At 72.3% G+C, this 26439-nt stretch carries 20 protein-coding genes; 10 read left to right on the top strand and 10 right to left on the bottom strand.

All coding sequences use genetic code 11. The features are described 5' to 3' along the window. The first annotated feature begins 23 nt into the window (after window positions 1-23). A complete protein-coding gene (locus ACH54P_RS19295; RefSeq protein ID WP_489914636.1) occupies window positions 24-800 on the top strand; it encodes an IclR family transcriptional regulator in 777 nt (258 codons plus the stop codon). Here ACH54P_RS19295 and ACH54P_RS19300 read toward each other — a convergent pair. Then, window positions 797-1297, bottom strand: a complete 501-nt coding sequence (locus ACH54P_RS19300) for a GNAT family N-acetyltransferase (protein ID WP_489914638.1) — start codon at window positions 1295-1297, stop codon at window positions 797-799. The genes ACH54P_RS19295 and ACH54P_RS19300 overlap by 4 nt on opposite strands. A gap of 139 nt (window positions 1298-1436) precedes the next feature. On the opposite strand from ACH54P_RS19300, the gene ACH54P_RS19305 reads away from it, so the two are divergent. Continuing rightward, a complete protein-coding gene (locus ACH54P_RS19305) occupies window positions 1437-1925 on the top strand; it encodes a hypothetical protein (protein WP_489914640.1) in 489 nt (162 codons plus the stop codon). A gap of 126 nt (window positions 1926-2051) precedes the next feature. Here the strand turns inward: ACH54P_RS19305 and ftsY are convergent, their stop codons facing one another. Next, a complete protein-coding gene (gene ftsY / locus ACH54P_RS19310; RefSeq protein ID WP_489914642.1) occupies window positions 2052-3347 on the bottom strand; it encodes a signal recognition particle-docking protein FtsY in 1296 nt (431 codons plus the stop codon). Window positions 3348-3486: 139 nt separating this feature from the next. On the opposite strand from ftsY, the gene ACH54P_RS19315 reads away from it, so the two are divergent. The 6 genes from ACH54P_RS19315 (at window position 3487) to ACH54P_RS19340 (ending at window position 11385) form a co-directional block, all read left to right on the top strand. Continuing rightward, complete coding sequence (locus ACH54P_RS19315) at window positions 3487-4695, top strand: anhydro-N-acetylmuramic acid kinase (RefSeq protein ID WP_489914644.1); 1209 nt, start codon at window positions 3487-3489, stop codon at window positions 4693-4695. 18 nt (window positions 4696-4713) lie between these two features. Then, window positions 4714-6291, top strand: a complete 1578-nt coding sequence (locus ACH54P_RS19320) for a sodium:solute symporter (RefSeq protein ID WP_489914646.1) — start codon at window positions 4714-4716, stop codon at window positions 6289-6291. A gap of 82 nt (window positions 6292-6373) precedes the next feature. After that, window positions 6374-6874, top strand: coding sequence for a DUF3455 domain-containing protein (locus tag ACH54P_RS19325; protein ID WP_489914648.1), 501 nt, complete (start codon window positions 6374-6376; stop codon window positions 6872-6874). Window positions 6875-6987: 113 nt separating this feature from the next. Beyond that, window positions 6988-7212 carry a hypothetical protein gene (locus tag ACH54P_RS19330; protein ID WP_489914650.1) on the top strand — a complete coding sequence of 75 codons (225 nt, stop codon included), beginning with the start codon at window positions 6988-6990 and terminating at the stop codon, window positions 7210-7212. Window positions 7213-7687: 475 nt separating this feature from the next. After that, window positions 7688-10390 carry an exo-rhamnogalacturonan lyase family protein gene (locus ACH54P_RS19335; RefSeq protein WP_489914652.1) on the top strand — a complete coding sequence of 901 codons (2703 nt, stop codon included), beginning with the start codon at window positions 7688-7690 and terminating at the stop codon, window positions 10388-10390. Continuing rightward, complete coding sequence (locus tag ACH54P_RS19340) at window positions 10387-11385, top strand: GDSL-type esterase/lipase family protein (RefSeq protein WP_489914654.1); 999 nt, start codon at window positions 10387-10389, stop codon at window positions 11383-11385. Before ACH54P_RS19335 ends, ACH54P_RS19340 begins: the two co-directional genes overlap by 4 nt. Window positions 11386-11399: 14 nt before the next feature. On the opposite strand, the gene smc is transcribed toward ACH54P_RS19340, so the two are convergent. Beyond that, a complete protein-coding gene (gene smc, locus ACH54P_RS19345; RefSeq protein WP_489914656.1) occupies window positions 11400-15026 on the bottom strand; it encodes a chromosome segregation protein SMC in 3627 nt (1208 codons plus the stop codon). A 169-nt stretch (window positions 15027-15195) separates the two neighbouring features. After that, window positions 15196-15483, bottom strand: a complete 288-nt coding sequence (locus tag ACH54P_RS19350) for an acylphosphatase (protein ID WP_489916519.1) — start codon at window positions 15481-15483, stop codon at window positions 15196-15198. 175 nt (window positions 15484-15658) lie between these two features. Here ACH54P_RS19350 and ACH54P_RS19355 point away from each other — a divergent pair, with 175 nt between their 5' ends. After that, window positions 15659-16255: a hypothetical protein gene (locus tag ACH54P_RS19355; protein ID WP_489914658.1), complete on the top strand. Its 597-nt coding sequence runs from the start codon at window positions 15659-15661 to the stop codon at window positions 16253-16255. 248 nt (window positions 16256-16503) lie between these two features. On the opposite strand, the gene ACH54P_RS19360 is transcribed toward ACH54P_RS19355, so the two are convergent. The 6 genes from ACH54P_RS19360 to kdpF are packed head-to-tail and all read right to left on the bottom strand — an operon-like array spanning window position 16504 to window position 24173. Next, on the bottom strand, window positions 16504-17202 hold the full coding sequence (locus ACH54P_RS19360; protein ID WP_489914660.1) for a response regulator: 699 nt from the start codon (window positions 17200-17202) through the stop codon (window positions 16504-16506). Then, a complete protein-coding gene (locus ACH54P_RS19365; protein WP_489914662.1) occupies window positions 17199-19727 on the bottom strand; it encodes a DUF4118 domain-containing protein in 2529 nt (842 codons plus the stop codon). The genes ACH54P_RS19360 and ACH54P_RS19365 overlap by 4 nt, the downstream gene beginning before the upstream one ends. Before the next feature lie 4 nt (window positions 19728-19731). Further along, window positions 19732-20322 (bottom strand): potassium-transporting ATPase subunit C, encoded by a 591-nt coding sequence (locus tag ACH54P_RS19370; RefSeq protein ID WP_489914664.1) that lies wholly within the window; start codon window positions 20320-20322, stop codon window positions 19732-19734. 5 nt (window positions 20323-20327) lie between these two features. Next, window positions 20328-22376: a potassium-transporting ATPase subunit KdpB gene (kdpB, locus tag ACH54P_RS19375; protein ID WP_489914666.1), complete on the bottom strand. Its 2049-nt coding sequence runs from the start codon at window positions 22374-22376 to the stop codon at window positions 20328-20330. Continuing rightward, on the bottom strand, window positions 22373-24034 hold the full coding sequence (gene kdpA, locus ACH54P_RS19380) for a potassium-transporting ATPase subunit KdpA (protein WP_489914668.1): 1662 nt from the start codon (window positions 24032-24034) through the stop codon (window positions 22373-22375). Before kdpA ends, kdpB begins: the two co-directional genes overlap by 4 nt. A gap of 37 nt (window positions 24035-24071) precedes the next feature. Beyond that, window positions 24072-24173, bottom strand: coding sequence for a K(+)-transporting ATPase subunit F (gene kdpF / locus ACH54P_RS19385; RefSeq protein ID WP_103337465.1), 102 nt, complete (start codon window positions 24171-24173; stop codon window positions 24072-24074). A gap of 402 nt (window positions 24174-24575) precedes the next feature. On the opposite strand from kdpF, the gene asnB reads away from it, so the two are divergent. Next, a complete protein-coding gene (gene asnB / locus ACH54P_RS19390; protein WP_489914670.1) occupies window positions 24576-26417 on the top strand; it encodes an asparagine synthase (glutamine-hydrolyzing) in 1842 nt (613 codons plus the stop codon). Window positions 26418-26439: the final 22 nt, after the last annotated feature.

Consider the following 26439-nt stretch of genomic DNA (forward strand, 5'->3'; position numbering starts at 1 on the left):
ACGCCGACGTAAGGAGGGCCACCGTGCCGGCGGAGAAGAACGGTCGCGACGGCGGCGTCCAGTCCCTGCAGCGCGCCTTCGAGCTGCTGGAACACCTCGCGGACACCGGTGGTGAAGCCAGCCTGTCCGAGCTGGCGACGCTGTCCGGGCTGCCGATGCCGACGATCCACCGGCTCATCCGCACCCTCGTCGACCTGGGGTACGTCCGGCAGAACACCAACCGCCGCTACGCGCTGGGCGCGCGGCTGATCCGCCTCGGCGAGAACGCGAGCATGCAGTTCGGCGCCTGGGCGCGGCCGCTGCTGGCGGAGCTGGTCGAGGAGGTCGGCGAGACGGCGAACCTGGCGGTCCTGGAGCGCGACGAAGTCGTGTACGTGGCCCAGGTGCCTTCGAAGCACTCGATGCGGATGTTCACCGAGGTCGGCCGGCGGCTGCTGCCGCACGGCACCGGCGTCGGCAAGGCGATGCTGGCGCACCTGCCGTCGGCCGAGGTGCGTGAGCTGCTCGGCCGGACCGGGATGCCCGCGTACACCGAGCACACGTTCACCGACCCGGACGCGCTGGCCGTCGAACTCTCGCGGATCGCTTCGCAGGGGTACGCCCTGGACGAGGCGGAGCAGGAGCTGGGCGTCCGGTGCGTCGCGGTGGCGGTGCCGGGCGCGCCGGTGCCGGCGGCGGTTTCGGTGTCGGGCCCGTCGGGACGGCTGACCGCCGAGGCGGTGGCCCACATCGCCCCGGCGGTGCAGCGGGTGGCGGACGCCCTGGGCGCGAGCCTGTCCCAGGCGGCGGTCACGGTCTAGGCCAGCTCTCCGGCCAGGAGGTCCATGAGCAGGCCGTCGTGCCAGGTGCCGTCCGCGCTCCGCTCGTACCGGCGCAGCACGCCGACCGGCCGGAATCCCACCTTCGTGTACACCCGGATCGCGGGTTCGTTCGCCGCGGCCGGGTCGATCGTCAGGCGGTGGTGGCCCCGGTCGAGCAGGTGCCGGGCCAGCGCGCGGAGGGCGTCGGTGCCGATGCCCCGGCCGTGGAGGTCCGGGTGGACCGCGATGTCGATGCCCGCGTGGCGGTACTGCGGGTCCGGCTCCTCGCAACTCTGGATCAGCCCGGCGACCACGCCGTCGCACTCGATGACGTAGGCGGCGAAACCGTCCTCGACGGTGTACAGGCCTTCGGTCTCGGAATCCGGCTCGCCCCACCAGCGGGCGACTTCGGGAGTGGCCAGGATTTCGCGCGCGCGGGCGCGGTCTTCGGCGGCGATGGGGCGTAGCGTTACCCGTTCGCCGTGGATGGTGGTCATGGTGGTTCCTCTCTCGTGGCGGACTGTGGGAGGTCCGGTACGAGGAGGGGCACGAGCGGACGTGCGTCAACCGGGCATGCCCGGATTCTGCGCCGGCGCGCACCCGCCCGTCATCCGATTTTCACCGGAGGGACGGCCGATGGACCCGCACCCCGGCGGCGCGCTGGCCTGGCTCGCGCAGGGCGCCGCTTCGAACCTCCTGGAGAGGCTGGTCGACCGCGCGCTCGACGGCCCGCCCCAGCCGCCCGCCTGGCCGCGTCCGGGCGGGACGCCGTCGGGGACGGTCGAAATCTCCGTGCGGCACCACATGACGACCCGGGCGCGGACGCCGGTGATCCTCACGCTGCAGGAGCAGGGCAGCCGCAGCGGCACGGCGTTCTCGATGGTGCTGGGCCACACGACCCGCGTCGCCCTCCCGGGAGGCGCCTACTTCGGCGCGGCGATGATCGTCGACCCGCGGCGCCGCACCCGTTCCGGCCCGACGCTGCAGGGCATCGGCTGGTCCCGCCTGACGGTGACGGCGCGTCGGACGTCCCCGGTGGTCATCCCGGCCCAGCGCCCGACGGCCCCGGTCCTGCTGGGCCTCGGCCTCCGGGGGCCGGACGGAACACCGCTCTTCGGGCTTTAGGGGGAAACGACACCGCCGGGCGAAGACCTCGCGGTTCGGCGCACGCTGCTCAGCCCTGGTCCTGATCCGCGGGCACCGCGGGTTGTGCGAGACCGTCTACGACTGGTTGCCCAGCGAAACGATCACCTAGCCCAGCAGGGCGTCCACGAAGGCGCCCGGCTCGAAGGGGGCCAGGTCGTCCCGCCCCTCACCCAGGCCGACCAGCTTGACCGGGACCCCCAGCTCGCGCTGGACCTGGAACACGATGCCGCCCTTGGCCGTGCCGTCCAGCTTCGTCAGGACGATGCCCGTCACGTCGATGACCTCGGCGAACACGCGGGCCTGCATCAGGCCGTTCTGGCCCGTCGTCGCGTCGAGGACCAGGAGCACCTCGTCGACCTTCGCCTGCTTCTCCACGACGCGCTTGACCTTGCCCAGCTCGTCCATCAGGCCCGTCTTCGTGTGGAGGCGGCCCGCCGTGTCGATCAGGACCGCGTCCACCCCGGTGTCCACGCCGCGCTTGACCGCGTCGAACGCGACCGCCGCCGGGTCCGCACCTTCCTTGCCGCGGACGACCTCCGCGCCGACTCGCTCGGCCCACGTCTGCAGCTGGTCCGCCGCCGCCGCGCGGAACGTGTCCGCCGCGCCCAGCACCACCGTCTTGTCCTGGGCGACCAGGACCCGGGCGAGCTTGCCCGTGGTCGTCGTCTTGCCCGTGCCGTTGACGCCCGCCACCAGCACCACCGCGGGCTGCTTCTTGCCGTCGACGATGTGCGGCAGCGCCCGGACCGCGCGCTCGCCGTCGGTCGACAGCTGCGCCGTGAGCACCTCGTGCAGCACCTCGCGCGCCTCGGCCGAGGACCGCACCGCGCGCCGGGAAAGCTCGTCGCGCAGCCGCTCGACGATCTGGTTCGTGGTGGCCGCACCGAGGTCGGCCATCAGGAGCGTGTCCTCGACGTCCTGCCAGGAGTCCTCGTCCAGGTCACCGGCGCCGAGCAGGCCGAGCAGGCTGGTCCCGAACACCGACCGCGACTTCGACAGCCGGCCGCGCAGCCGCTCCAGGCGGCCGGTCGCGGGGTCGATCTCCTCGGTGACGGGCTCGGCCACCGCGGGCTCGTCGGGCAGCTTGACGTCGCGCACCGTGCGCTGCGGCGAGTCGCGCGGCACGGCCGCGTCGTCGCCCACCGCGGGCTGGCCGTCGACCTCCGGCCGGTCCCCGACCGGGTGCTCGACGGCGGGTTCTTCCACCGGCGGCGCCGTGCCGCCGGGCGCGAGCGCGATCCCCCCGCTCGCCGCGTAGGAACCGCCCTTCGGTTTCGCCTCGGCCTCGCGCTGGGCGTCCAGGCTGATGCGGCGCTTGCGCGCGACCAGCAGGCCGGTCACCAGGAGGGCGACCAGCACGACGACGGCGACGACTACGAACAGGAACCAGGTGCTCGACACGCGCCCATCCTTTCATCCGCGCCCGTCCGGCCCGGACACCCCGTCCGCCCAGGCAATTCATAACGACGTAGGTCCCGATTGGGCCAAGACTTCACCACGTGGGTTGCGTCACCAGGGGGCCTGCACTAAACCCCTCCGGATGGGGACACGCGCGGGCCACGGCTTCCGGGTGCTCGGACTGATCTCGGGCACGTCGCTCGACGGCATCGACGTGGCCGCCGCCGACCTGCACGCCGAGGACGACACCGTCGTGCTGACGCCGCTCGGCGAGCTCGACGTCCCCTACCCGGAGCCGCTGCGCGAGGGCCTGCTCGCCGCGCTGCCGCCGAACCCGTGCACCGCAGGCGAGCTCACGCGGCTCGACACCGGCGTCGGCCAGGCGTTCGCCGGCGCCGCGCTGCGGGGCGCGGAAGAACTGGCCGGGGGCACCGCGGACCTGGTCGCGTCGCTGGGCCAGACGGCGTTCCACTGGGTCGAGGACGGCCACGTCCGCGGCACGCTCCAGCTCGGCCAGCCCGCCTGGATCGCCGAACGCACCGGGCTGCCGGTCGTCGCCGACCTGCGGACCCGGGACGTCGCCGCGGGCGGCCACGGCGCTCCGCTGGCGAGCACGCTCGACCAGCTCTGGCTGCGCGGCCTCGCCGAGGACACCGGCCGCCCGGTCGCCGCGCTGAACCTCGGCGGTATCGCGAACATCACCGTCGTCGCCGAGGGCGAACCGGCGATCGCCTACGACACCGGGCCCGCCAACGCCCTGCTCGACCTCGCCGCCCACCGCGTCACGGGACGGCGCAGCGACGTCGACGGGCGGCTCGCGCTCAGCGGCTCGGTGCGCGCCGACCTGCTCATCCGGCTGCTCGCCGACCCGTACTTCGCCGCCGCGCCGCCGAAGTCCACCGGCAAGGAGCACTTCAACGCGCCCTACCTCGACGCCGCCCTCGCCGGTCTCCAGCCGATCGAACCCGGTGACCTGCTGGCGACGCTGACCGAGCTGACCGCCGTGACGGTGGCCGACCAGTGCCTCCGCCACGGCGTCACGATGGTCGTCGCGTCCGGCGGCGGCGTCGCGAACCCGGCGCTGATGGCGGCGCTGACCCGGAACCTGTCGTCGGCGGTGCTGAAGACCAGCGACGACCTCGGCCTGCCCGGCGCCGGCAAGGAGGCGTACCTGACCGCGCTGCTGGGCTGGCTCACCTGGTGCGGCGTGCCCGGTACGGTGCCGTCGGCGACCGGCGCCCGCGGGCCGCGCCTGCTCGGCGCGCTCGTCCCGGGCGCCGGGCCCCTGAACCTTCCCGCCCCGCTGGGGGGCACCGTGACGCGGTTGCGAGTCGCGGAGAAGGCCGGATGACTGAGGTAGGAGAAGTCCATGCGCGGTGTTGACCTCGCCATCATCGTGGTCTACCTGGCGGCGATGCCGCTGATAGGCGTGCTCGTCGGCCGGAAGCAACGGTCGGCGGCCGACTACTTCGTCGGCGAGCGCAGCCTGCCGTGGGGCGCGGTGATGCTGTCCGTGGTGGCCACGGAGACCTCGACGCTGACCGTCATCAGCACGCCGGGGCTCGTCTTCGGCAACGCGTTCCTGTTCCTGCAGCTGGCCTTCGGCTACATCATCGGCCGGACCGTCGCCGCGTTCGTGCTGCTGCCGCGGTACTTCCGGGGCAACCTGGTCAGCGCGTACGCGTTCCTCGGCAAGCGGTTCGGCTCCGGGCTGCAGGGCACCGCGTCGGTGACGTTCGTCATCACCCGGCTGCTCGCCGAGGGCGTGCGCCTGTTCGCCGGCGCGATCCCGATCAAGGTGATCCTCGGCCACTACAACATCCACCTGGACTACTGGGTCATCGTCGTCATCCTGACCGCGCTGACGCTGATCTACGCCTACATCGGCGGGATCAAGGCGGTCGTCTGGGTCGACGTCATCCAGCTGTCGCTCTACCTCGGCGGTGCCGCGGTGGCCGCGATCGTGCTGCTGAACAAGCTGCCGGGCGACTGGGCCTCGCAGGCGTCCGCGGACGGCAAGTTCATGCTCGTCGACTTCACGAAGAACCTGCTGACCAGCCCGTACGCGTTCGTCACGGCGGTGCTCGGCGGCGCGGCGCTGTCCATGGCCTCGCACGGCGCCGACCAGCTGATCGCCCAGCGGCTGATGGCCACGCGCAGCCTGCGCGACGGCCAGAAGGCGCTCATCGGCAGCGGCATCATCGTCACCATCCAGTTCGCGCTGTTCCTGCTGGTCGGGGCGATGCTGTGGGTGTTCAACGGCCGCAAGTCCGTCGCCCAGCTCGGCCTGCAGAGCCCGGACGACGTGTTCTCGCGGTTCATCATCGACGATCTCCCGGTCGGCGTGTCGGGCCTGCTCATCGCCGGGGTCCTGGCCTCGACCATGGGCGCGCTGGCCTCGGCGCTCAACGCGTTGTCGACGTCCACCGTGGCCGACCTCTACCAGCGGTTCACCAAGCGCTCGCCCGAGGACTCGAAGCTGCTGCAGCACGGTCGCATGTGGACGCTGATCTGGGCCGTGGTGTTCGCGGTGTTCGCGTCGCTGTTCTCCACCACGAAGAACTCGGTGATCGAGCTCGGCCTGGCCATCACCGGCTACACCTACGGCGCGCTGCTCGGGTCGTTCCTGCTCGGCCTGCTGATCAAGAAGGCGCGGCAGGTGGACGCGATCGTCGCGTTCGCCGTCACGGTCGTGGTGATGGCGTTCGTCATCCTCGGGGTGAAGTTCAGCGCGAAGACCGGCGGCCTGATCGGGATCGACTTCGGCAAGGCGGCCGGCGACAAGGTCGCGCTCGCCTACCCGTGGTACACGCTGCTCGGGGTGGTGATCACGCTGGTCGTCGGCGGCCTGCTGGCGCTGCGGCACCGCACGCCGGACCCGAAGGCGGCCGAAGCCGAGGCCGCGGGTGAGGCCGAGGGCGAGGCCGAGGAGGTCACCGCCGCCTGATCCTTTGAACCGCTTCCGGCGGGCGTCCGTGTGCAGTCCGGGTGCCCGCCGGGAAGCGGCGGGAGGAATCGAAGGTGGGAACATGAGACGGATGACGGTGGCGCTCGCGGTCGGCGCCCTGGTGGTCGGCGGCGCGGCGACGGCTTCGGCCACCCCGGCGGCCCCGAAGGTGCCGGACGAGATCAAGGTCCCCGACGGCAACCGGCCGCTGGCCACCTACCCCGCCGAAGGCGTGCAGATCTACGGCTGCACGAACGGCGCGTGGACGCTGATCCAGCCCGCCGCCGTGCTGACGCGGCACGGAAAACCGGTGGCGCTCCACAGCAAGGGCCCGGTCTGGACGTCCACTGTGGATGGCAGCACGGTCGGCGCGGCGGCGGTGGCCAACTCGCCGAAGCCGGACGCGATCCCGCAGCTGCTCCTCAAGGCGAACCTCAACACCGGCGACGGCGTCTTCGGCAAGGTGACGTACATCCAGCGCCTCGACACCCGCGGCGGCGTGGCCCCGGCCGGGACGTGCACGGCCGGGACCCAGACCGCGGTCCGGTACTCGGCCGACTACGCCTTCTGGGTGGCCGGGTAACCAGCGCCCCGAGGTGGCGTCCGGCGCCACCTCGGGGGCGTTCGGATGGGCGAAAGTGCGGTGCGCGCGGGGCCGTGCTGTCGTAGCCTGAGCCCGGGAGACGGGGGGATTCCATGGGGTTCTTCATCGGGCTGGGCGTGGTGCTCGCGGTGGTGCTGGTCATCGCGCTGGCCATGGACCGGGCGGACCGCAAACGCGGCGTGAAGCGCGGCATGATCAGGCCGCACGGACGGCGCCCGCGGATCGAGGACGCGACCTGGCTGGGCAACGACCTCAGCACCTACGAGCCCCGCGCCAAGCCCGACGACCGCGCACCCCGCGAAGACGACATGCGCTGAGCCCGGCCGCCCGAGCGGGGCGCCGGGTTGAACTTCGCGCGGCAGCTCTCCGGTGCCGCCCGAGCGGGGCGCCGAGTTGAACTTCACGCGGTAGCTCTCCGGTGCCGCCCGAGCGGGGCGCCGAGTTGAACTTCACGCGGTAGCTCTCCGGCGCCGCCCGGACGCGGCACCGGGTTGAACCTCGTCTGGCAGCTCTCCGGGCGCGGCACCGGTTGAACTGCGTGGAGCAGCTCCCGGCGGGCCCGGCCGACCCCCTCAGAAAGCGCTTTCCGCGCCTGCCCCATCCTGCCGCCGAGCGGCGCAAAAGCGAATCCGGCAAAGGAGGGAATCTCCGCCGCCGTTGCCGGAAAGCGCTTACCGATTGGGCGGCCACAGGCGTTGACAGCGCACCGGACGCGGGCTTGAATCGTTTAAACCCCCACGCGACGCAGCCGTCACGCGGGAACGCCCGGGACAGCCTGGCCGGAGGCCGCCGATGCCGTCGTCACCGTTCCCCCGCCGGATCTTCCTCGCCGGCACCACCGCCGCGGCCGCCGCGGCCGCGCTCGCCGTCCCCGCCCGGGCCGCCGCCGCACCCGGCCCACCGTCGGCCGACCTGCACTGGCTGGACGGCCCGCCACCCGCCGCCACCGGGAGCACGTGGGGCGTGCCGTGGCCGAGGGGGCAGCTCACCAAGGGCACGGCGCTGGCGCTCGACGCCGCGGACGGCACCCCGGTGCCCGTGCAGTCCTGGCCGCTCGCCTGGTGGCCGGACGGCAGTCTCAAGTGGACCGGACACGCGCTCGGCGCCGAAACCCCGGTGAGCACGGCGTTCCGGCTGCGTCCCGGCACCCCGGCGGCCCCCGCCCGCCCGGTGACCGTGTCGCGGGCGGCGGGCGGGCTCCGGCTGGCGAACGGGATCGTCGACGTCCGGCTGGCCGACCGCGGTCCCGAGGTCCTCCGCAGCGTCACCCGCGGCGACCGGCTCACCGCGCACGGCGGGCGGCTCGTGCTGACCCTGCAGGACAAGCCGGACGACGCCGCGCGGACCATCGACTGGACCGGCTTCGTCGAGTCCGCCACCGTCGAGCAGCACGGCCCGGTGCGCGCCGTCGTCAAGCTGACCGGGCGCCACCGCGGCCCGGGCGGCGGCCGCGCGATCCTGCCGTGGACGCTGCGGGTCAGCCTCGGCGCCGGCGACGAGGCGATCCGCCTGGTGCACCACTTCGTCTGGGACGCCGACGCGAACCGGGACTTCGTGCGCGGGCTCGGGCTGCGGGTGGCGGTGCCGATGACGCGGGAGCCGCACGACCGGCACGTCCGGTTCGGCACCGCGGCCGGCGGGGTGTGGGCCGAGCCGGTGCGCGTGCTCACCGGCCTGCGCCGCGACCCGGGCTCGGCGGTGCGGGCCGCGCAGGTCGACGGCACCGCGACCCCGCCGGTCGCCGAGTGGTCGCAGCAGGTGCGGGACGGGTACCAGAAGCTGGCTCTGTGGAACGACTTCACGCTGTTCCAGGAGAGCGCCGGGCACTTCTCGGTGTGGAAGCGCACCTCGGCCGCGGGCAGCTGGCTCAAGCACGCCGGGTTCGGCGACCGCGCGTCGGGGTTCGGCTTCGCGGGCAGCACCGACGGCGGCCTGGGCTTCGGGATGCGCGACTTCTGGCAGCGCTTCCCCCGGGCCGTGGACGTTCGCGACGCGGCGGGCGACACCGCCACCGTGACGCTGTGGTCGTGGGCACCGCAGGCCGGGGCGATGGACCTGCGCCCCTACGACACGACCGCGCACGGGCTGGACCTCTCCTACGAGGACGTGCAGGAGGGGTTCGCCACCCCGGAGGGCATCGCCCGCTCGACCGAGATGTGGTTGTGGGCGCTCGCCGGCACGCCGTCACGCGAGCGCGTGGCCCAGCTGTCCCGGCAGGTCGGTGCTCCGCCGCAGGTCGTGGCGAGCCCGGAGCGGTACCACGCGGCCGGCGTCTTCGGCCGCTGGAGCCTGCCCGACCGCGCCACCGCGACCCGCGCCGCCTACGAGGACGGCATCGACCGGGAAGTGGACTTCTACGCCGGGCAGGTCGGGCAGCGCGGGTTCCTCGGGTTCTGGCACTACGGCGACGTCATGCACACCTACGACGCCGACCGCCACTGCTGGCGCTACGACGTCGGCGGCTACGCCTGGGACAACGCGGAACTCGGCACCGACGCGGCGCTCTGGTACGTCTTCCTGCGCACCGGCCGGCCGGAGGTGTTCCGGCTCGCCCAGGCCATGACCCAGCACGTGAGCGAGGTCGACACGCACCACAGCGGCCGGTTCGCCGGCCTCGGCTCCCGGCACGCCGTGTCGCACTGGGGCGACGGTGCGAAGGAGGCCCGCATCGGCGAGTCGTTCACCAAGCGGTTCGCCTACTACCTGACCGCCGACGAGCTGCTCGGCGACCTGATCCGCAGCTCGCTGCGGGCCGACACCACGCTCCTCACGGTCGAGCCGCTGCGCGAAGTGCTGCCGCCGCAGACGCAGGCCCCGACCCGGCTGCGGATCGGCCCGGACTGGTACGCCCTGGTGAGCAACTGGCTGACCGAGTGGGAACGCACCGGCGATCCGCGCTGGCGCGACCGGATCGTCACGGGCATGCGCGACATCGCGGCGTTCCCCGCCGGGCTCTTCACCGGTGAGGCCGGTGGGGCCGTGGGATTCGACCCCGCCACCGGGCACCTGACGAACTTCGGCCGCGGCGACTTCGAGGGCGGGTACAACCTGTCGATGGCCTTCTGCGGTGAGCAGATCCTGTGGGAGGCGCTCGAGCTCGTCGACGTCCCGGAGTTCCGCCGGACCCTGCTGGACTTCGCGCGCTACGTGCAGGCGCCCGCCGAGGAGAAGATCGCCCGCTACGGGCGGGACTTCAACCCCCAGGTCTTCAAGACGATCTATTCGCGGGTGACCGCGTGGGCCGGGGAACAGCTCGGCGACGCGGCCCTCCGCAGGCGGGGCTGGGACCAGCTCACCTCCGACCCGGCCGGCCGGCCGTGGCCCGCGCCCGTGCGGGTGGCGGGCACCGCGGTCGTCGCGCCGGTCGACGAAATCCCGGCGCGCGGCACGTCGAACCCGGCGGGTGACTTCGCGACGTTCTCCACCAACGACTTCGCCCAGCGCACCCTCGCCTACCTCACCCTGCTCGCCGTCGCACCCCAGGAGGCACCGTGATCCCCGCCGTCGTCGGCGCGCTCGTCCTCTCGCTGCTGCCCGCCGTCCCCACCGCGGGCAGCGAGTACTCCTTCGACGTTCCGCCCGGGGACTACCGGGTTGTCGTGACGCTGGGCAGCGCCACCCGGGCCGCGCGGACCGGGATCGAGGTGGAGGCGCGGCGGACCGTGCTCGCGCCGGTCGCCACCCGCGCCGGGCAGTTCCGGCGCGAGGAGCTGACGGTGAACGTGCGCACCCCGGAAAGCATGCCCACCGGCGAGGAAGGGCCGGGAACACCCGGCCTGCAGCTGCGGCTCACCGGGGACGACCCGGCCGCGGTGCGCGTGTCGGTCACGCCCGCGCCCCGCCTGCCCCGGCTGTTCGTGCTCAGCGACTCGACCGCCTCGGACTGGCTCGTCGGGCCGAAGCGCGGCTGGGCGCAGGAACTGCCCCAGCTGCTGCGGCCCGGCATCGTCGTGGCCAACTACGCGGATTCCGGGGAGAGCACGGTGTCCTGGCTGAGCGACCCGCGCCTGTTCGCCACCGTCGCGCCGCTGGTGCGCCCGGGCGACGAGGTCCTGATCCAGCTGGCGCACAACGACAAGACCACGCCGGAGGACGTCTACCGGGCGAACCTGCGCGAGCTGGTGGACGGCGTCCGGCGGCAGGGCGGGTGGCCGGTGCTGGTCACCCCGCCGGTGCGGCACCTCTTCGGCCCGGACGGCAAGCTCACGCCGACCGGCCTGATCGTCAACAAGCTGGGCGTCGACCAGCCGGCGGTGATCCGCGACGTGGCCGGGCGGCTGCGGGTGCCGCTGGTCGATCTGACCGCCAAGAGCCGTGACCTGCTGGAACGGCTGGGCGAGCAGGGGTCCTGGCCGCTGTACCTGACCGCGGAGCACGACGGCGTCCAGGACTCGTCGCACTTCTCGGCCTACGGCGGGAGGGTCATGGCCGGCCTGGTCGTCCGGGGGCTCGCCGAAGCCCACCTGCCCGCCGCGGCGTTCCGGCGCTGACCCCGGCGGAGGGGTCAGCCGACCGCGACCGGTTCCTCTTCGGCCGTGCGCAGGCGCTGCGAGATCACCTTCGTGATGCCGTCGCCCTGCATGCTCACGCCGTAGAGCGCGTCGGCGATCTCCATGGTCGGCTTCTGGTGGGTGATGATGATCAGCTGCGACGAGTCGCGCAGCTGCTCCAGCAGCCCGATCAGCCGGCGCATGTTGGTGTCGTCCAACGCGGCCTCGACCTCGTCCATGACGTAGAAGGGTGACGGCCGGGCGCGGAAGATCGCGACCAGCATGCCCACCGCCACCAGCGACTTCTCGCCACCGGACAGCAGCGACAGCCGCTTCACCTTCTTGCCCGGCGGACGGGCTTCGACGTCGACGCCGGTGCTCAGCAGGTCGTCCGGATCGGTGAGGACCATCCGGCCCTCGCCGCCGGGGAACAGCACGCTGAACACGGTCTCGAACTCGCGGGCCACGTCCGCGTAGGCCCCGGCGAAGACCTCGAGGATCTTCTCGTCGACCTGCTTGATGACGGCTTCGAGGTCCTTGCGGGTGTCCTTGAGGTCCTCGAGCTGCGTCGAGAGGAACTTGTACCGCTCCTCCAGCGCCGCGAACTCCTCCAGGGCGAGCGGGTTCACCTTGCCCAGCAGGGAAAGGTCCTTCTCGGCGCGCTTGGCGCGGCGGGCCTGGGTGTCGCGGTCGTAGGGCATCGGCGGCGGCGGGGTGACGTCCTCGCCGCGGTCCTTGGCCGCCTCGTACTCGGCCATCTCGCCCGCGCTCGGCGGGACCGGGACGTCCGGGCCGTACTCGCGGACGAGGTCCTCGAGGCCGATGCCGAAGTCCTCGGCGATCTTGGCTTCGAGGGTCTCCAGCCGCAGCCGCTGTTCGGCGCGCAGCACCTCGTCGCGGTGCACGGCGTCGGTCAGCTTCTCCAGTTCGCCGGTGAGCTCGCGGACCTTGGCGCGGACGCCGGTCAGCGCGGCCTCGCGGCTCTGGCGGCGGGCCTGGACCTGGTCGCGTTCGGTGGCCGCGCGCTGGACGGAGTGCTCGATGCGCTCGAGGGCGATCTCGCCGCCGTTGACGACGGCGTTGGCGATCTCGGCACCGCGCTTGCGGGCCGCGGCGGCGCGCTCGGCGCGTTCACGGGCCTGCTGCTCGGCGTGCGCGGCGCGGCGGAGGCCTTCGGCCTTGCCCGCGATGCTGCGCGCCCGCTCCTCGGCGGTGCGCTGCGCGAGCCGCGCCTCCATCTCCTGCTGCCGGACGACGGCCAGCTCTTCGACGGCCTCGTCGCGCTCGGCGGTGTCCGGGTCGTCCTCGACCGGCTGCTCGGCGACGGCGGCGAGCCGTTCCTCCAGCTCGGCGAGCTGGGCCAGCGCCTGCACGCGGCTCTGCTCGACCTTCGCGCGCTGCCCGGAGAGCCGTTCGACCTCGGCCTGCGCCTGGCGGGCCGCCTGCTGCAGCCGGCTGAGCCGCTCCGACAACCGGGCCTTGCGGACCTTCGCCTCGCCGAGGGCGTCCTTGGCCTGGGAGACCTCTTCGCGACGCGCCTGCTGCTCGGCGCGGGCGCCTTCCAGCTCGGCCGCGTACTGCTCCAGCTGGCGTTCGGCCGTGCGCAGCCGCGCGGCGGCTTCGTCGACGGCGGCCTGGACCTCGATCACGCTCTCGCGCTTGCCGGAGCCGCCGATCGCCCAGCGGGCGCCGAAGACGTCGCCCTCGGCCGTGACGGCCCGGACGTCCGGGTGCGCGGCGACCAGGTGCCGCGCCGAGTCGAGGTCGCGGACGATGGCCAGCTTGTCGAGCGCCAGCTCGACGGCGGCGCGCAGCTGCGGCGGCGCGGTGACGACCTCGCGGGCCCAGCGCGCGCCTTCCGGCAGCGACGGCCACGAGTACGTGTCCACAGTGGACGCCGGGTCTTCGAAAGACGATGAAGAAAAGCCGCCGAGCAGGATGCCCGCCCGGCCGGAGTCGGTGTCCTTCAAGTACTTCAGCGCGCGCAGGGCGTCTTCGCCGCCCGAGACGGCGACCGCGTCGGCCACCGGGCCGAGCGCCGCGGCGAGCGCGACTTCGTGGCCCGGCTCGACGGTCAGCAGCGCGGCGACCGAGCCGAGCAGGCCCGGCAGCTCGTGGGACGCGCCGAGCAGCGCGCCCGCGCCGTCCTTGCGCCGCAGCCCCATCGACAGCGCTTCGACGCGGGCCCTCTCCGACGCGATCTCGCGCTCGGCGGTGCGTTCGGCCCTGACCAGCTCTTCGACGCGCGCCTTGGCCGCGTTGTTGGCCTCGACCGCGCGGTCGTGGCGGTCCATCAGGCCGGCGTCGTCGGACTCCTCCGCGCCGCCCTCGGCCTTGGCCATTTCGAGCTCTTCGACGGCGATTTCCGCGCGCTCGGCCGACTCCTCGATGGAGACGCTGAGCCGGTCGATCTCGTCGGTGGTGGCGCCGTTCTTGCTGCGCAGCGCCTCGACCTGGCCGGTCAGCTTGGCCATGCCCTCGCGGCGGTCGGCGATGGCGCGGACGGCGGCCCAGTGCGCGCGCTCCGCGGCCTGGACGCGCTGTTCGAGGTCCTCGCGCCGCAGCACGGTCTCGGCGAGCAGCTCCCGGGCCTCCATCACGGCCTCGTTGAGCTCTTCTTCCTGCTCGGCGACGCGCTCGGCCTCTTCGAGCAGTTCCTCCGGGTCACGGCCGCCGGTGCTCGTCGCCACGTCGGCGGACAGGTGCCGCTGCCGCTCGATCGCGAGGCGGACGGTGCCGCGCAGGCGCTCGGCCAGCGCGGACAGCTTGTACCAGGTCTCCTGGGCGGTCTGCAGCAGCGGCGCGTCCTCCGCGAGGGACGCCTCCAGCTCGGCTTCCTCGGCGGAGACGACCTCGAGGTGCTGCTCGACCTCGGCGCGGCGCTGGCGGGCCGTGCGCTCGTCGGCCTCTTCGCGCGCGATCGCGTCGCGCTGGGTGACCAGGTCGTCGGCGAGCAGGCGCAGCCGGGAGTCGCGCAGCTCGGACTGCACCGACTGGGCCTTGCGGGCGATCTCGGCCTGCTTGCCCAGCGGCTTGAGCTGGCGGCGCAGCTCGGTGGTGAGGTCGCCGAGGCGGTCGAGGTTGCCCTGCATGTTGGCCAGCTTGCGCAGGGTCTGTTCCTTGCGCTTGCGGTGCTTGAGGACGCCGGCGGCCTCTTCGATGAAGGCGCGGCGCTCTTCGGGCTTGGACTCGAGGATCGCCGACAGCTGGCCCTGGCCGACGATGACGTGCATCTCCCGGCCGATGCCGGAGTCCGAGAGCAGCTCCTGCACGTCCATCAGGCGGCAGCGGTCGCCGTTGATCTCGTACTCGCTCGCGCCGTCGCGGAACATCCGGCGGGTGATCGACACCTCGGAGTACTCGATGGGGAGCGCGCCGTCGGCGTTGTCGATGGTGAGGGTGACCTCGGCGCGGCCGAGCGGGGCGCGGCCCGCGGTGCCGGCGAAGATGACGTCCTCCATCTTGCCGCCGCGCAGGTCCTTGGCGCCCTGGGTGCCCATGACCCAGCGCAGCGCGTCCAGCACGTTCGACTTGCCGGAGCCGTTCGGCCCGACCACGCAGGTGATCCCCGGTTCGAAGCGCAGCGTGGTCGCCGAGGCGAAGGACTTGAAGCCCTTGAGCGTCAGGCTTTTCAGGTGCACGTGGTGCTGACCCCTCTGGCCGCGGGTACTGGCGGTTCAATCGTCCCAGGCTACCTGGGGGCGTCCGGGGACCGCCGGACGCGCCCCCTCCTCGGCGCGCCTTAGCACACCCCGCGTGACCCCAGCAACCTCCTGGACCACACCCGCCCCGGAAGCACCAAGGCCCGGCTCACCGCTCGACGAAGCCCCGGAGTCCCCCTTTCGGGTCGGACCAGCGCTCGGCGACGTGCTCCACACTTCCGGGTGATTCTCCCGACCGCAGCGCCGCCAGCAGCCGCGCACAGTGGTCCCGGCTACCCTCCGCTATGACCTCGACACGGCCGTCGGCGAGGTTGCTCGCGCTCCCGACCAGGCCGAGTTCGAGCGCACGGCTGCGCGTCCACCAGCGGAAACCGACCCCCTGCACCCGGCCCCGCACCCACGCCGTCAACCGGGTGTTCGTTTCTTCCTCACCCACGCGTTTCCTCCCTTCCGGGTCAACCGACCGCGCACAGTAACGGATCAAGGCCACTACCTGGGCGAATACCCGCACGCCGGTGATAACCTCGCCGCCGAGGTCGCTCCCCCGCCGCGGGCGTTGTGCCCGGTTCACGACCTCACCCGCGCCTCCCCGAATTCCCCAAGGAGCCTGTATGCCCCGCCCCGACGGGATCACCAGGATCGACACCGCGCCGCCGAAGAGCAGCAAACCGAACCGCACCGGGTACGTCGTGCTCGGGGTCGCCGGGCTGGTCGTCGCGACGGCGTTCGCCGCCGTCGCCGAACTCGCCGGCCCCGTCCCCGCCAGCACCGCGGGCGGCACCGGTGGCACCGGCGGCCAGGGCACCTTGCCGGCCGGCGTCCAGACCCTGCCGGCCACCCCGTCGTCGACCGGCCCGTCGACCGCCGGCAGTGAGACGCCCACGTCGAGCCCGACGTCGTCGGCCGCGCCGTCGACCGTCGTGTCGGTCAGCCCGGACGGCAAGACGACGACCACGGTGGTCACCCAGGCCTCGCCGCCCCCGCCGCGCGGCGACACGGGCGACAACCCGCCGCCGGAGACCAAGCCGACCGAGAAGCCGCCGACGACCACGAAGACCACACCGTCGCCGACGACGACCACGCCGACCTCCCCGGACACCCCGCCGACGTCGACGACGACCGGTGGCGGCACCAGCACCGGCGGAGCGCCGACGGCCACCCCCACCGACACGGCCGCGTCGACCGGAAGCCCCACGCACGCGCAGTGAGGGAAGCCCCGAAGGCCACCGCCGCGGCGGTGGCCTTCGGCGTTCCTGGGCCAGGACACCGCGGCGATCGACGAGGCGTACCGGATCCCCCGACGGCCGGATCCGGCTGCGCGAGTACCGCCGCGACCACCGATGCAGCGCTGCTTCCGCGACCTGCTCGCGGCTTCCCGGCACATCTCCTTCCCGGCGGCCGCGTCCAAGCGCCACGCGAAGCTGCGGTTCGGGATCGAGCAGCCGACCTTCTGGTTCTAGACCTCGAAGCGGTAACCCATCCCCGGTTCCGTCAGCAGGTGCCGGGGCCGCGAAGGCTCCGGCTCCAGCTTGCGCCGCAGCTGGGCGAGGTACACCCGCAGGTAGTGGGACTCCGTCTCGTACGACGGGCCCCACACCTCGTGCAGCAGCTGCTTCTGCGCCACCAGGCGCCCGCGGTTGCGGACCAGCAGCTCCAGCACGCCCCACTCCGTCTTCGTCAGGTGGACCTCGACGCCGTCGTGGCGGCGGACCTTCTTCGCCGCGAGGTCCACGGTGAACGACGAGGTGTCCACCACCGCGTCCACGCCGTCGCCGCCGGCCACCGCCGAGCGGCGGACCGCCGCGCGCAGCCGGGCGAGGAGCTCGTCCATCCCGAACGGCTTGGTGACGTAGTCGTCGGCGCCCGCGTCGAGGGCCTGGACCTTGTCCGCCGAGTCGCCGCGGGCGGACAACACGATGATCGGGACCGTCGTCCAGCCGCGCAGGCCGGCGATCACCTCCGTGCCGTCGAGGTCGGGCAGGCCGAGGTCGAGCACGACGACGTCGGGCTTGGTCTCGGCGACCGCCTTGAGCGCGGCCGTGCCGTCGTGCGCGGTGATCACCTTGTAGCCGCGGGCGCTGAGGTTGATCCGCAGTGCCCGCACGATCTGCGGCTCGTCGTCCACCACCAGCACGGTGGCACCCGGGTCGCTCATCGCACCCCCTCTTCCTGGAACTCGACGCTGAACGCGGGCAGCGAGACCACGATCGTGAGCCCGCCGCCCGGGGTGTCCTCGGCGCGGATCGTGCCGCCCATCGCCTCGGTGAAGCCCTTCGCCACCGACAGCCCGAGCCCGACGCCCGGCGTGGTGTCCCGGTCGCCCCCGAGCCGCTGGAACGGCGCGAACGCCGAGTCCGCCGCGCCCTTGCGCAGTCCCTTGCCGTGGTCGACGATCCGCAGCTCCACCTGGCCCGAGTGCGCCGAAGCCCGCGCCGACACCGGTGCCCCGCCGTGGCGCAGCGCGTTGTCCAGGACGTTCGCCACCACCCGCTCGAGCAGCCCGGGGTCGGCGAGCACCGGCGGGAGCTGGTCGTCGACGGCCACGCGCACCGCCTCCGAGTTGTCCACAGTGGACAAGGCGTGCGCGACGACCTCGTCGTAGCCGACCGGGCGCAGGTGCGGGCGCACCGCCCCGGTGGCCAGCCGCGACGAGTCCAGCAGGTTGTCGATCAGGCCGGCGAGCCGGTCGGCGGACAGCTCGATCGCCTCCATCAGCTCGGCCGTGTCCTCTTCGGACAGGGCGAGGTCCGGGGCGCGCAGGCTGCCGATCGACGCCTTGATCGACGTCAGCGGCGTGCGCAGGTCGTGCCCGACGGCCGAGAGCAGCGTCGTGCGCAGTTCGGTCGCCTCGGCCTTGCGCTCGGCCTCGGCCGCGGCGGCGGCCGCCCGCTGCTGGCGCAGGGCCAGCAGGGCCTGGCCGGCCACGGCTTCGAGGACCCGCCGGTCGGTCGCCGGCAGCGCCCGCCCGCGCAGGGTCAGGTGCACGTCGGCGGTGACGGCGATGTCGACGTCGGCCTCGTCGGGGTCGGCGCACGGGTGCTCCCCCGCGACGGCCACGCGCCGCCATGCGCCGTCCCGCTTCTCCAGCAGGGTCACCGACGTGAGCGCGAAGTTCTCCCGCACCTTCGCCAGCAGCCGTTCGATCGGGTCCGCGTGGGTCAGCACGGTCTTGGCGTAGGAGGCGAGCAGCGCCGCCTCGGTCCGCGCCCGCGCCGCCTGCGTGGCCCGGCGCGCGGCCTGGTCGACGACCAGCGCGACCAGCACCGCGACGACGATCATCGCGATCAGCGTCACGAGGTTCTGCGGGGTGTGCACGGTGAGCGTGTACAGCGGCGGGGTGAAGAAGAAGTTGAGCAACCCGGCGCCGAGCACGGCCGCGACCAGCGCCGGGCCGAGCCCGCCGACCAGCGCCACGATCACGGTGACCAGCACGTAGGAGATGACGTCGGTGGCGAAGTCGAGCCCGCTCGGCACGGTGACGCCGACGACGGTCACCAGCACGGGCAGCACGAAGCCCAGCACCCAGCCCGCGACCAGCCGCGAGAACCCCAGCGGGCTCGCGCCCAGCCGGGTCCGCAGGCGCCCGCCCGCCTCGGCGTGGGTGACCATGTGCACGTCGATCGGCCCCGACCGGCGGACCACCGAAGCGCCGATGCCCTCGTCGAACAGCCGGGCCACGCGGGAGCGCCGCGAGGTGCCGATGACGAGCTGGGTCGCGTTGACGCCGCGGGCGAAGTCGAGCAGGGCGGCCGGCACGTCGTCGCCGACGACGGTGTGGAAGGTCGCGCCGACCTCTTCGGCCAGGGTCCGGCAGCGGGCCATCGCGGTGGGCCCGATCCCGGACAGGCCGTCGCCGCGCAGGATGTGCAGCACCTGCAGCTCGGCGCCGGCCCGGGTGGCGATCCGGCTGGCACGGCGGATGAGCGTCTCGCTCTCCGGGCCGCCGGTGATGGAGACGACGACGCGTTCGCGTGCCTCCCACGTTTCGGTGATCCGCTGCTCGGCGCGGTAGCGCTGCAGGGCGACGTCGACCTGGTCGGCCACCCAGAGCAGCGCCAGTTCGCGCAGCGCGGTGAGGTTGCCGGGGCGGAAGTAGTTGCCGAGCGCGGCGTCGATCCGCTCGGCCGGGTAGACGTTGCCGTGGGCGAGCCGCCGCCGCAGCGCCTCGGGGGTGATGTCGACCAGCTCGAGCTGCTCCGCGCGCCGGACGACCTCGTCCGGGACGGTCTCCTGCTGGGTGACGCCGGTGATCCGCTCGACGACGTCGTTGAGGCTCTGGAGGTGCTGCACGTTGACCGTGGACAGCACGTCGATGCCCGCGCCCAGCAGCTCTTCGACGTCCTGCCAGCGCTTGGCGTTGCGCGACCCCGGCACGTTGGTGTGCGCGAGCTCGTCGACGACGGCGACTTCGGGCGCGCGGGCCAGGACGGCGTCGAGGTCCATTTCCTCGAACTCGCGGCCGCGGTGCCCGGCCTGCCGCCGCGGGACGATCTCGAGGCCGTCGAGCAGGTCCGCGGTCTTCTCGCGGCCGTGCGTCTCCACCAGGCCGACGACGACGTCGGTGCCGCGGTCGCGCCGCCGCCGCGCTTCGCCGAGCATGGCGAAGGTCTTGCCGACGCCCGGAGCCGCGCCGAGGTAGATCCTCAGCTCTCCCCGGCGCGGCTTGTTTTCGGTGGTCACGGTGTCAGTGTGCCCCTCCGGCCGCGGCCTGCACGGCCAAGTTGAGCGGGAGCACAGTCACCCCCGGCACGCCGATCCCGGCCCCGCTCGTGTTCTGTCCGATCAGCTGCTTCACCCGGTCGAGGGAAAGGCCGGTGTTCCGCGCGACGCGCGCGGCCTGGAGATCGGCGTAGGCCACGCTGATCGCCGGGTCCAGTCCCGAACCCGACGCCGTCACCGCGTCCGGCGGCACCTGGCCGGGTGACACGCCTTCGCGCTCGGCGATCGACGCCTTGCGCTGCTCGATCGCCTTCACCAGATCCTCGTTGTACGGGCCCTTGTTGGACGCACCGGACGGCATGCCGGGGCCGGCCGCCGAGGGCCGGCTGTGGAACCACGGGTCGTGGGCGGGGTCGGCGGGCACGGGGTCGACGCCGATCAGGGACGATCCGGCGGCCTGCCCGTTCTGCGTCACGATCGAGCCTTCGGCGTTGTGTTCGAGGCCCGGGACGCGGGAGATCGCCCACACTGCCAGGGGGTAGAGGATCCCGAGCAGGACGGTCATGACGAGCAGGACCCGCAGGCCGGCCCACGTCTGCTTGACGAGAGTGTTCACGACGTTCACCCGATTCCGGGGATGAGGCGCACGAGCAGGTCGATCAGCCAGATCCCGAGGAAGGGGCTGACGATCCCGCCGAAGCCGTAGACGAGCAGGTTGCGGCGCAGCAGGGCCGAGGCCGACGACGGCCGGTACCGCACGCCCCGCAGGGCCAGCGGGATCAGCACGACGATGATCAGCGCGTTGAAGATGACGGCGGACAGGATCGCCGACTTCGGCGTGGCCAGGTGCATGACGTTCAGCCCGCCCAGCTGGGCGTAGATGCCGGTGAACATCGCGGGCAGGATCGCGAAGTACTTCGCGAGGTCGTTGGCGACGCTGAACGTCGTCAGCGCGCCGCGGGTGATCAGCAGCTGCTTGCCGATGCCGACGATCTCGATCAGCTTCGTCGGGTCGCTGTCGAGGTCGACCATGTTCCCGGCCTCCTTGGCGGCCGAGGTGCCGGTGTTCATCGCGACGCCGACGTCCGCCTGCGCGAGCGCCGGGGCGTCGTTGGTGCCGTCGCCGGTCATCGCGACCAGCCGCCCGCCCTCCTGCTCCTGCTTGATGAGGGCCATCTTGTCCTCGGGCTTGGCCTCGGCGAGGAAGTCGTCGACGCCCGCGTCCGCGGCGATGGCCTTCGCGGTGAGCGGGTTGTCGCCGGTGATCATCACCGTCTTGATGCCCATCGAGCGCAGCTCGTCGAAGCGTTCCTTCATGCCCGGCTTGACCACGTCGGACAGCCGGATCACGCCGCGCACCACGGCGTCCTCGGCGACCACGAGCGGGGTGCCGCCCTGGGCACTGATCTCGTCGACCACCCGCTCGGTCTCGTCGGGGAAGTCACCGCCGTTGTCGCGCACCCAGGCGCGGACGGAACTCGCCGCCCCCTTGCGAATCCGGCGGGTCCCGATGTCGAGCCCGCTCATCCGCGTCTGCGCGGTGAAGGGGACGAACTCGCCGTGCTCGTCCTGAGCCGCGTGGTCCGACGTCAGCTCGACGACACTGCGGCCCTCGGGGGTTTCGTCGGCCAGGCTGGCGAGCCGGGCCGCGCGGGCCAGTTCGTCCGGTGTGGACGTTCCGACCGGGATCAGCTCGGTCGCGCGGCGGTTGCCGAAGGTGATGGTGCCGGTCTTGTCGAGCAGCAGCGTCGAGACGTCGCCCGCGGCTTCGACCGCGCGGCCGCTCGTCGCCAGGACGTTGCGCTGCACCAGCCGGTCCATCCCGGCGATGCCGATGGCGCTCAGCAGCGCGCCGATGGTCGTCGGGATGAGGCAGACCAGCAGCGCGGTCAGCACGATCACGGACTGCTCGCTGCCGGAGTAGCGGGCCATCGGCTGCAGCGCCACGACGGCGAGCAGGAAGATGATCGTCAGGGTCGAGAGCAGGATGGTCAGCGCGATCTCGTTCGGCGTCTTCTGCCGGGAAGCGCCTTCCACCAACGCGATCATGCGGTCCACAAAGGATTCGCCCGGCTTGGTGGTGATCTTCACGACGATCCGGTCGCTGAGCACCGTGGTGCCGCCGGTGACGGCGCTGCGGTCGCCGCCGGACTCCCGGATGACCGGGGCCGACTCGCCGGTGATGGCCGACTCGTCGACGGTCGCGATGCCCTCGACGACGTCGCCGTCGCCCGGGATCACCTGGCCCGCTTCGACGACGACCAGGTCGCCGATCTTCAGCTCGACCCCGGGCACCTGCTCCTCGCCGGTTGCGGTGAGGCGCCGGGCGACGGTCTCCTTCTTCGACTTCCGCAGGCTTTCCGCCTGGGCCTTGCCGCGCCCTTCGGCGACGGCTTCGGCGAGGTTCGCGAACAAGACCGTGAACCAGAGCCAGGCGGTGATCAGGACGGTGAACACGCTCGGGTCGGTGACCGCGAAGACGGTGGTGAGCGCGGAGCCGGCCCAGACCACGAACATGACCGGGTTGCCGAGCTGGTGCTTCGGGTTGAGCTTCCGCAGGGCGTCCGGCAGCGACGTCCAGAGCTGGCGGGGGCTGAAGACCCCGGCGCCGACCCGGCCAATGGTCTCGGTGGTGGGAGTCACCTGAGGTCGTTCTTCGGTGACGGTCATGCGAGTGCCTCCGCGATGGGCCCGAGCGCGAGCGCCGGGATGAAGGTGAGGGCCGCGACGAGCACCACCGTGCCGGTGAGCAGGGTGGCGAACAGCGGACCGGTGGTGGGCAGGGTGCCGGCGGTTTCCGGCACCCTGCGCTGCGCGGCCAGCGAACCGGCCAGGCAGAGCACGGCGAGGATCGGCACGAACCGCCCGAGCGCCATGGCGACGCCGAACGACGACTGGAACCAGTCGCTCGTCGCGGTCAGGCCGCCGAACGCGCTGCCGTTGTTGTTGCCGGTCGACGCGTAGCCGTAGAGGACTTCGGACAGGCCGTGCGCGCCGGGGTTGCCGAGCGCGCCCGGCGTGCCCGGCAGCAGCAGCGCGATCCCCGAACCGAGGAGCACCACGGTCGGCATCGCGAGCATGGCGATCGCCGCGCAGGTGACCTCGCGCCTGCCGAGCTTCTTGCCCAGGTACTCCGGGGTGCGCCCGACCATCAGGCCGGCGAGGAACATGGCGATGACGGCCAGCACGAGGATCCCGTAGAGGCCGGTGCCGACGCCGCCGGGCGAGATCTCGCCGTAGAGCATGTTCAGCAGCGGTCCCCCGCCGCCGAGGCCGGACAAGCTGTCGTGCGCGCCGTTCACCGCGCCGGTGGACGTGCCGGTGGTGGTGTCGGCGAAGAGCGACGTCGAGCCGATGCCGAACCGCTGTTCCTTGCCTTCCATGCTCGCGCCCGCGGCCAGCGCCGCCGGGTTGCTCGCGTTCGCTTCGGAGAACCAGATGACAACCAGCGAAGCCGCCCACAGCAGGCCCATCACGCTCAACAGGACGTAGCCCTGCTTGGGCTTGCCCACCAGCTTGCCGAACGTGCGGGTCAGGCTGACCGGGAGCACCAGGATCAGGAACAGCTCGATCAGGTTGGTCCAGGCGTTGGGGTTCTCGAACGGGTGCGCGGAGTTGGCGTTGAGGACGCCGCCGCCGTTGGTGCCGAGTTCCTTGATCGCCTCCTGGCTCGCGGCCGGGGCGAGGGCGAGGGTGCCGGAGCTGCCGTCGGGGTTCGTCACGGCGACGCCGGCCTTGAGGCTCTGCACGACCCCGAGGGCGACCAGCACGATCGCGAACACGAACGCGATCGGCAGCAGGACGCGGATCGTGCCGCGGGTCAGGTCCACCCAGAAGTTGCCGAGCCGGTCGGTCTTCGCGCGGACGAACCCGCGGGTCACCGCGATCGCCACGGCCAGGCCGACCCCCGCCGACAGGAAGTTCTGCACGGTCAGCCCGGCCATCTGCACGAAGTGGCCCATCGTCGTCTCGGGGACGTAGGACTGCCAGTTCGTGTTGGTGACGAACGAAACCGCCGTGTTGAACGCGACGCCGGGGCTCACCGAGCCGCGGCCGAGGTTCCACGGGAGAAGGGGCTGCAGGCGCTGCAGGAGGTAGAGCAGGACGACCGAGACGAACGAAAAGCCGAGCACACCGGCGGCGTAGGTCGGCCACCGCTGCTCGGAGTCCGGGTTGACGCGGAAGAGCTGGTAGAGACCCTTTTCGAGCTTGAGGTGCTTCTCGGTGGAGAAGACGCGCGCCAGGTAGTCGCCCATGGGCCGGTAGACCACGGCGAGGGCGGCGAGGAGCAGGCCGAGCTGGATGAGCCCGGCCGTCGTGTCAGTCATTTCGGCCCCTCCGCGGGGAAAAGCACGTCGGGGCGCATCAGAATTTCTCCGGCCTGATCAGGGCGACGAACAGGTAGACGAGCAGGCCCAGCGCCAGCAGCCCGCCGACGACGTCGGCCACGGTCCCCGCGCCGCTCACAGCCTCTCCAGCCCGCGCAGGACCAGCGCCAGCACCACGAACACGCCGATCAGCAGGACGGCGTAGAGCAAGTCGGCCACAGGCACCTCTCAAGACGGGTCACCGGGTTCGGTGACCGGACGCGTTCACTCTGCGGCGGGGGAACCCCGTTCCGGCCTACGGCTGACGGCGCCTTGATGCGTTCCTGACACCCGTTTACGCCGTCTTGATGGCCGGTGGCGGCGGTCACGCAAGCGTTTGCCTCGTTGTCACCGCATGCAGTTGGTTAGTGACTCGCGACACACCCAGTGACCGAACAAGTGCGGAACGTGCAATTCGGGCAGACAAGATCTTCGGGCCGTGTTACACCTGGGTTACCGATAGTTGTATCGGCTAAGCAAATCTTGGGAGAGGGGATCACCTATGTGCGGTATCGCCGGCTGGGTTTCCTACGACGCCGACCTCACCCGCCGCCGCGACGTGGTCGACGCCATGACGGCGACCATGTCCTGCCGCGGCCCCGACGACGAAGGCACGTGGGTGCGCACGCACGTCGCGCTCGGCCACCGGCGGCTGGCCATCATCGACCTGCCCGGCGGCCGCCAGCCGATGTCCGTCCACACGCCGAACGGCGACGTCGCGATGGTCTACAGCGGTGAGGCGTACAACTTCACCGAGCTGAAGGAAGAGCTGACGAAGCTCGGGCACCAGTGGGAGACCGACAGCGACACCGAGGTCGTGCTGCACGGCTACCTGCAGTGGGGCGACGCGGTCGTCGACCACCTCAACGGCATGTACGCCTTCGCGATCTGGGACGAGCGCGACGACCGGCTCGTCATGATCCGCGACCGGATGGGCATCAAGCCGTTCTACTACTACCCGACCAAGGACGGGGTCCTGTTCGGGTCGGAGCCGAAGGCCATCCTGGCGAACCCGCTGGCGGGCAAGGTGGTCGACACCGACGGCCTGCGCGAGCTGATGGCGTTCACCAAGCGGCCCGGGTGGTCGCTGTGGAAGGGCATGGAGGAGGTCCAGCCGGGCACGATCGTCACCGTGTCCCGCGAGGGCGTGCGCACGCGCACGTACTGGAAGCTGGACGCGAAGCAGCACACCGACGACCAGGAGACGACGGTCGCCCGGGTGCGCGAGCTGATGACCGACATCGTCAACCGGCAGCTCGTCGCCGACGTCCCCCGCTGCGTGCTGCTGTCCGGCGGCCTCGACTCCAGCGCCGTCACCGGGCTGGCCGCGGCCCGGCTCGCCGAACAGGGCGAGCAGCTGCGGACGTTCTCCGTCGACTTCTTCGGCCAGGAGGAGAACTTCAAGCCGGACGAGATGCGCGACACCGCCGACTCGCCGTTCGTGCGTGACGTCGCTTCCCTGGTCGGGTCCGCGCACCAGGACGTCATGCTGAACCCCGCTGAGCTGACCGACCCCGAGGTGCGGCGCGCGGTGCTGCGGGCACGGGACATCCCGGCCGGGCTCGGCGACATGGACACCTCGCTGTACCTGCTGTTCAAGGCGATCCGCGGCGAATCGACGGTGGCGCTGTCGGGCGAGTCGGCCGACGAGGTGTTCGGCGGCTACCGCTGGTTCCACGACGAGAAGACCGTCAACGCGGACACGTTCCCGTGGCTGGCGTTCCGGACGGCGATGATGGACGAACGCGCGTCGCTGTACACGACCGAGCTGCGGCAGAAGCTGGACCTGGAGTCCTACGTCGCGGACCAGTACCGGTCGGCGGTGGCCTCGGTCGAGCACCTCGACGGCGAGTCCGCCCTGGACGCGCGGATGCGGACGATCTGCCACCTGCACCTGACCCGGTTCGTGCGGATGCTGCTCGACCGCAAGGACCGCGCGTCGATGGCGGTGGGCCTGGAGGTCCGCGTCCCGTTCTGCGACCACCGGCTGGTCGAGTACGTGTACAACACGCCGTGGTCGCTGAAGACGTTCGACGGCCGCGAAAAGAGCCTCCTGCGGCACGCGACCAAGCACGTGCTGCCGGAGTCGGTGGCCCAGCGGGTGAAGAGCCCGTACCCGTCGACGCAGGACCCGGGCTACGCGGCGGCGTTGCAGCAGCAGGTCAAGGAGGTTCTCGCGGAGCCGGGCCACTCGGTGTTCGGCCTGGTCGACCGCACGTGGGCGCACCGGGTGTCCGAAGTGGACCCGGCGACCATGGAACCGGCGGCGCGCGTCGGCATGGACCGGCTGCTCGACCTGTACCACTGGATCGAGATGTACTCCCCGGAGCTGCAGCTCGACTGAGGTTCGTGCGGTCCGCGGCGGT

The sequence above is a fragment of the Amycolatopsis sp. N2S4-7 genome, assembly GCF_058119595.1.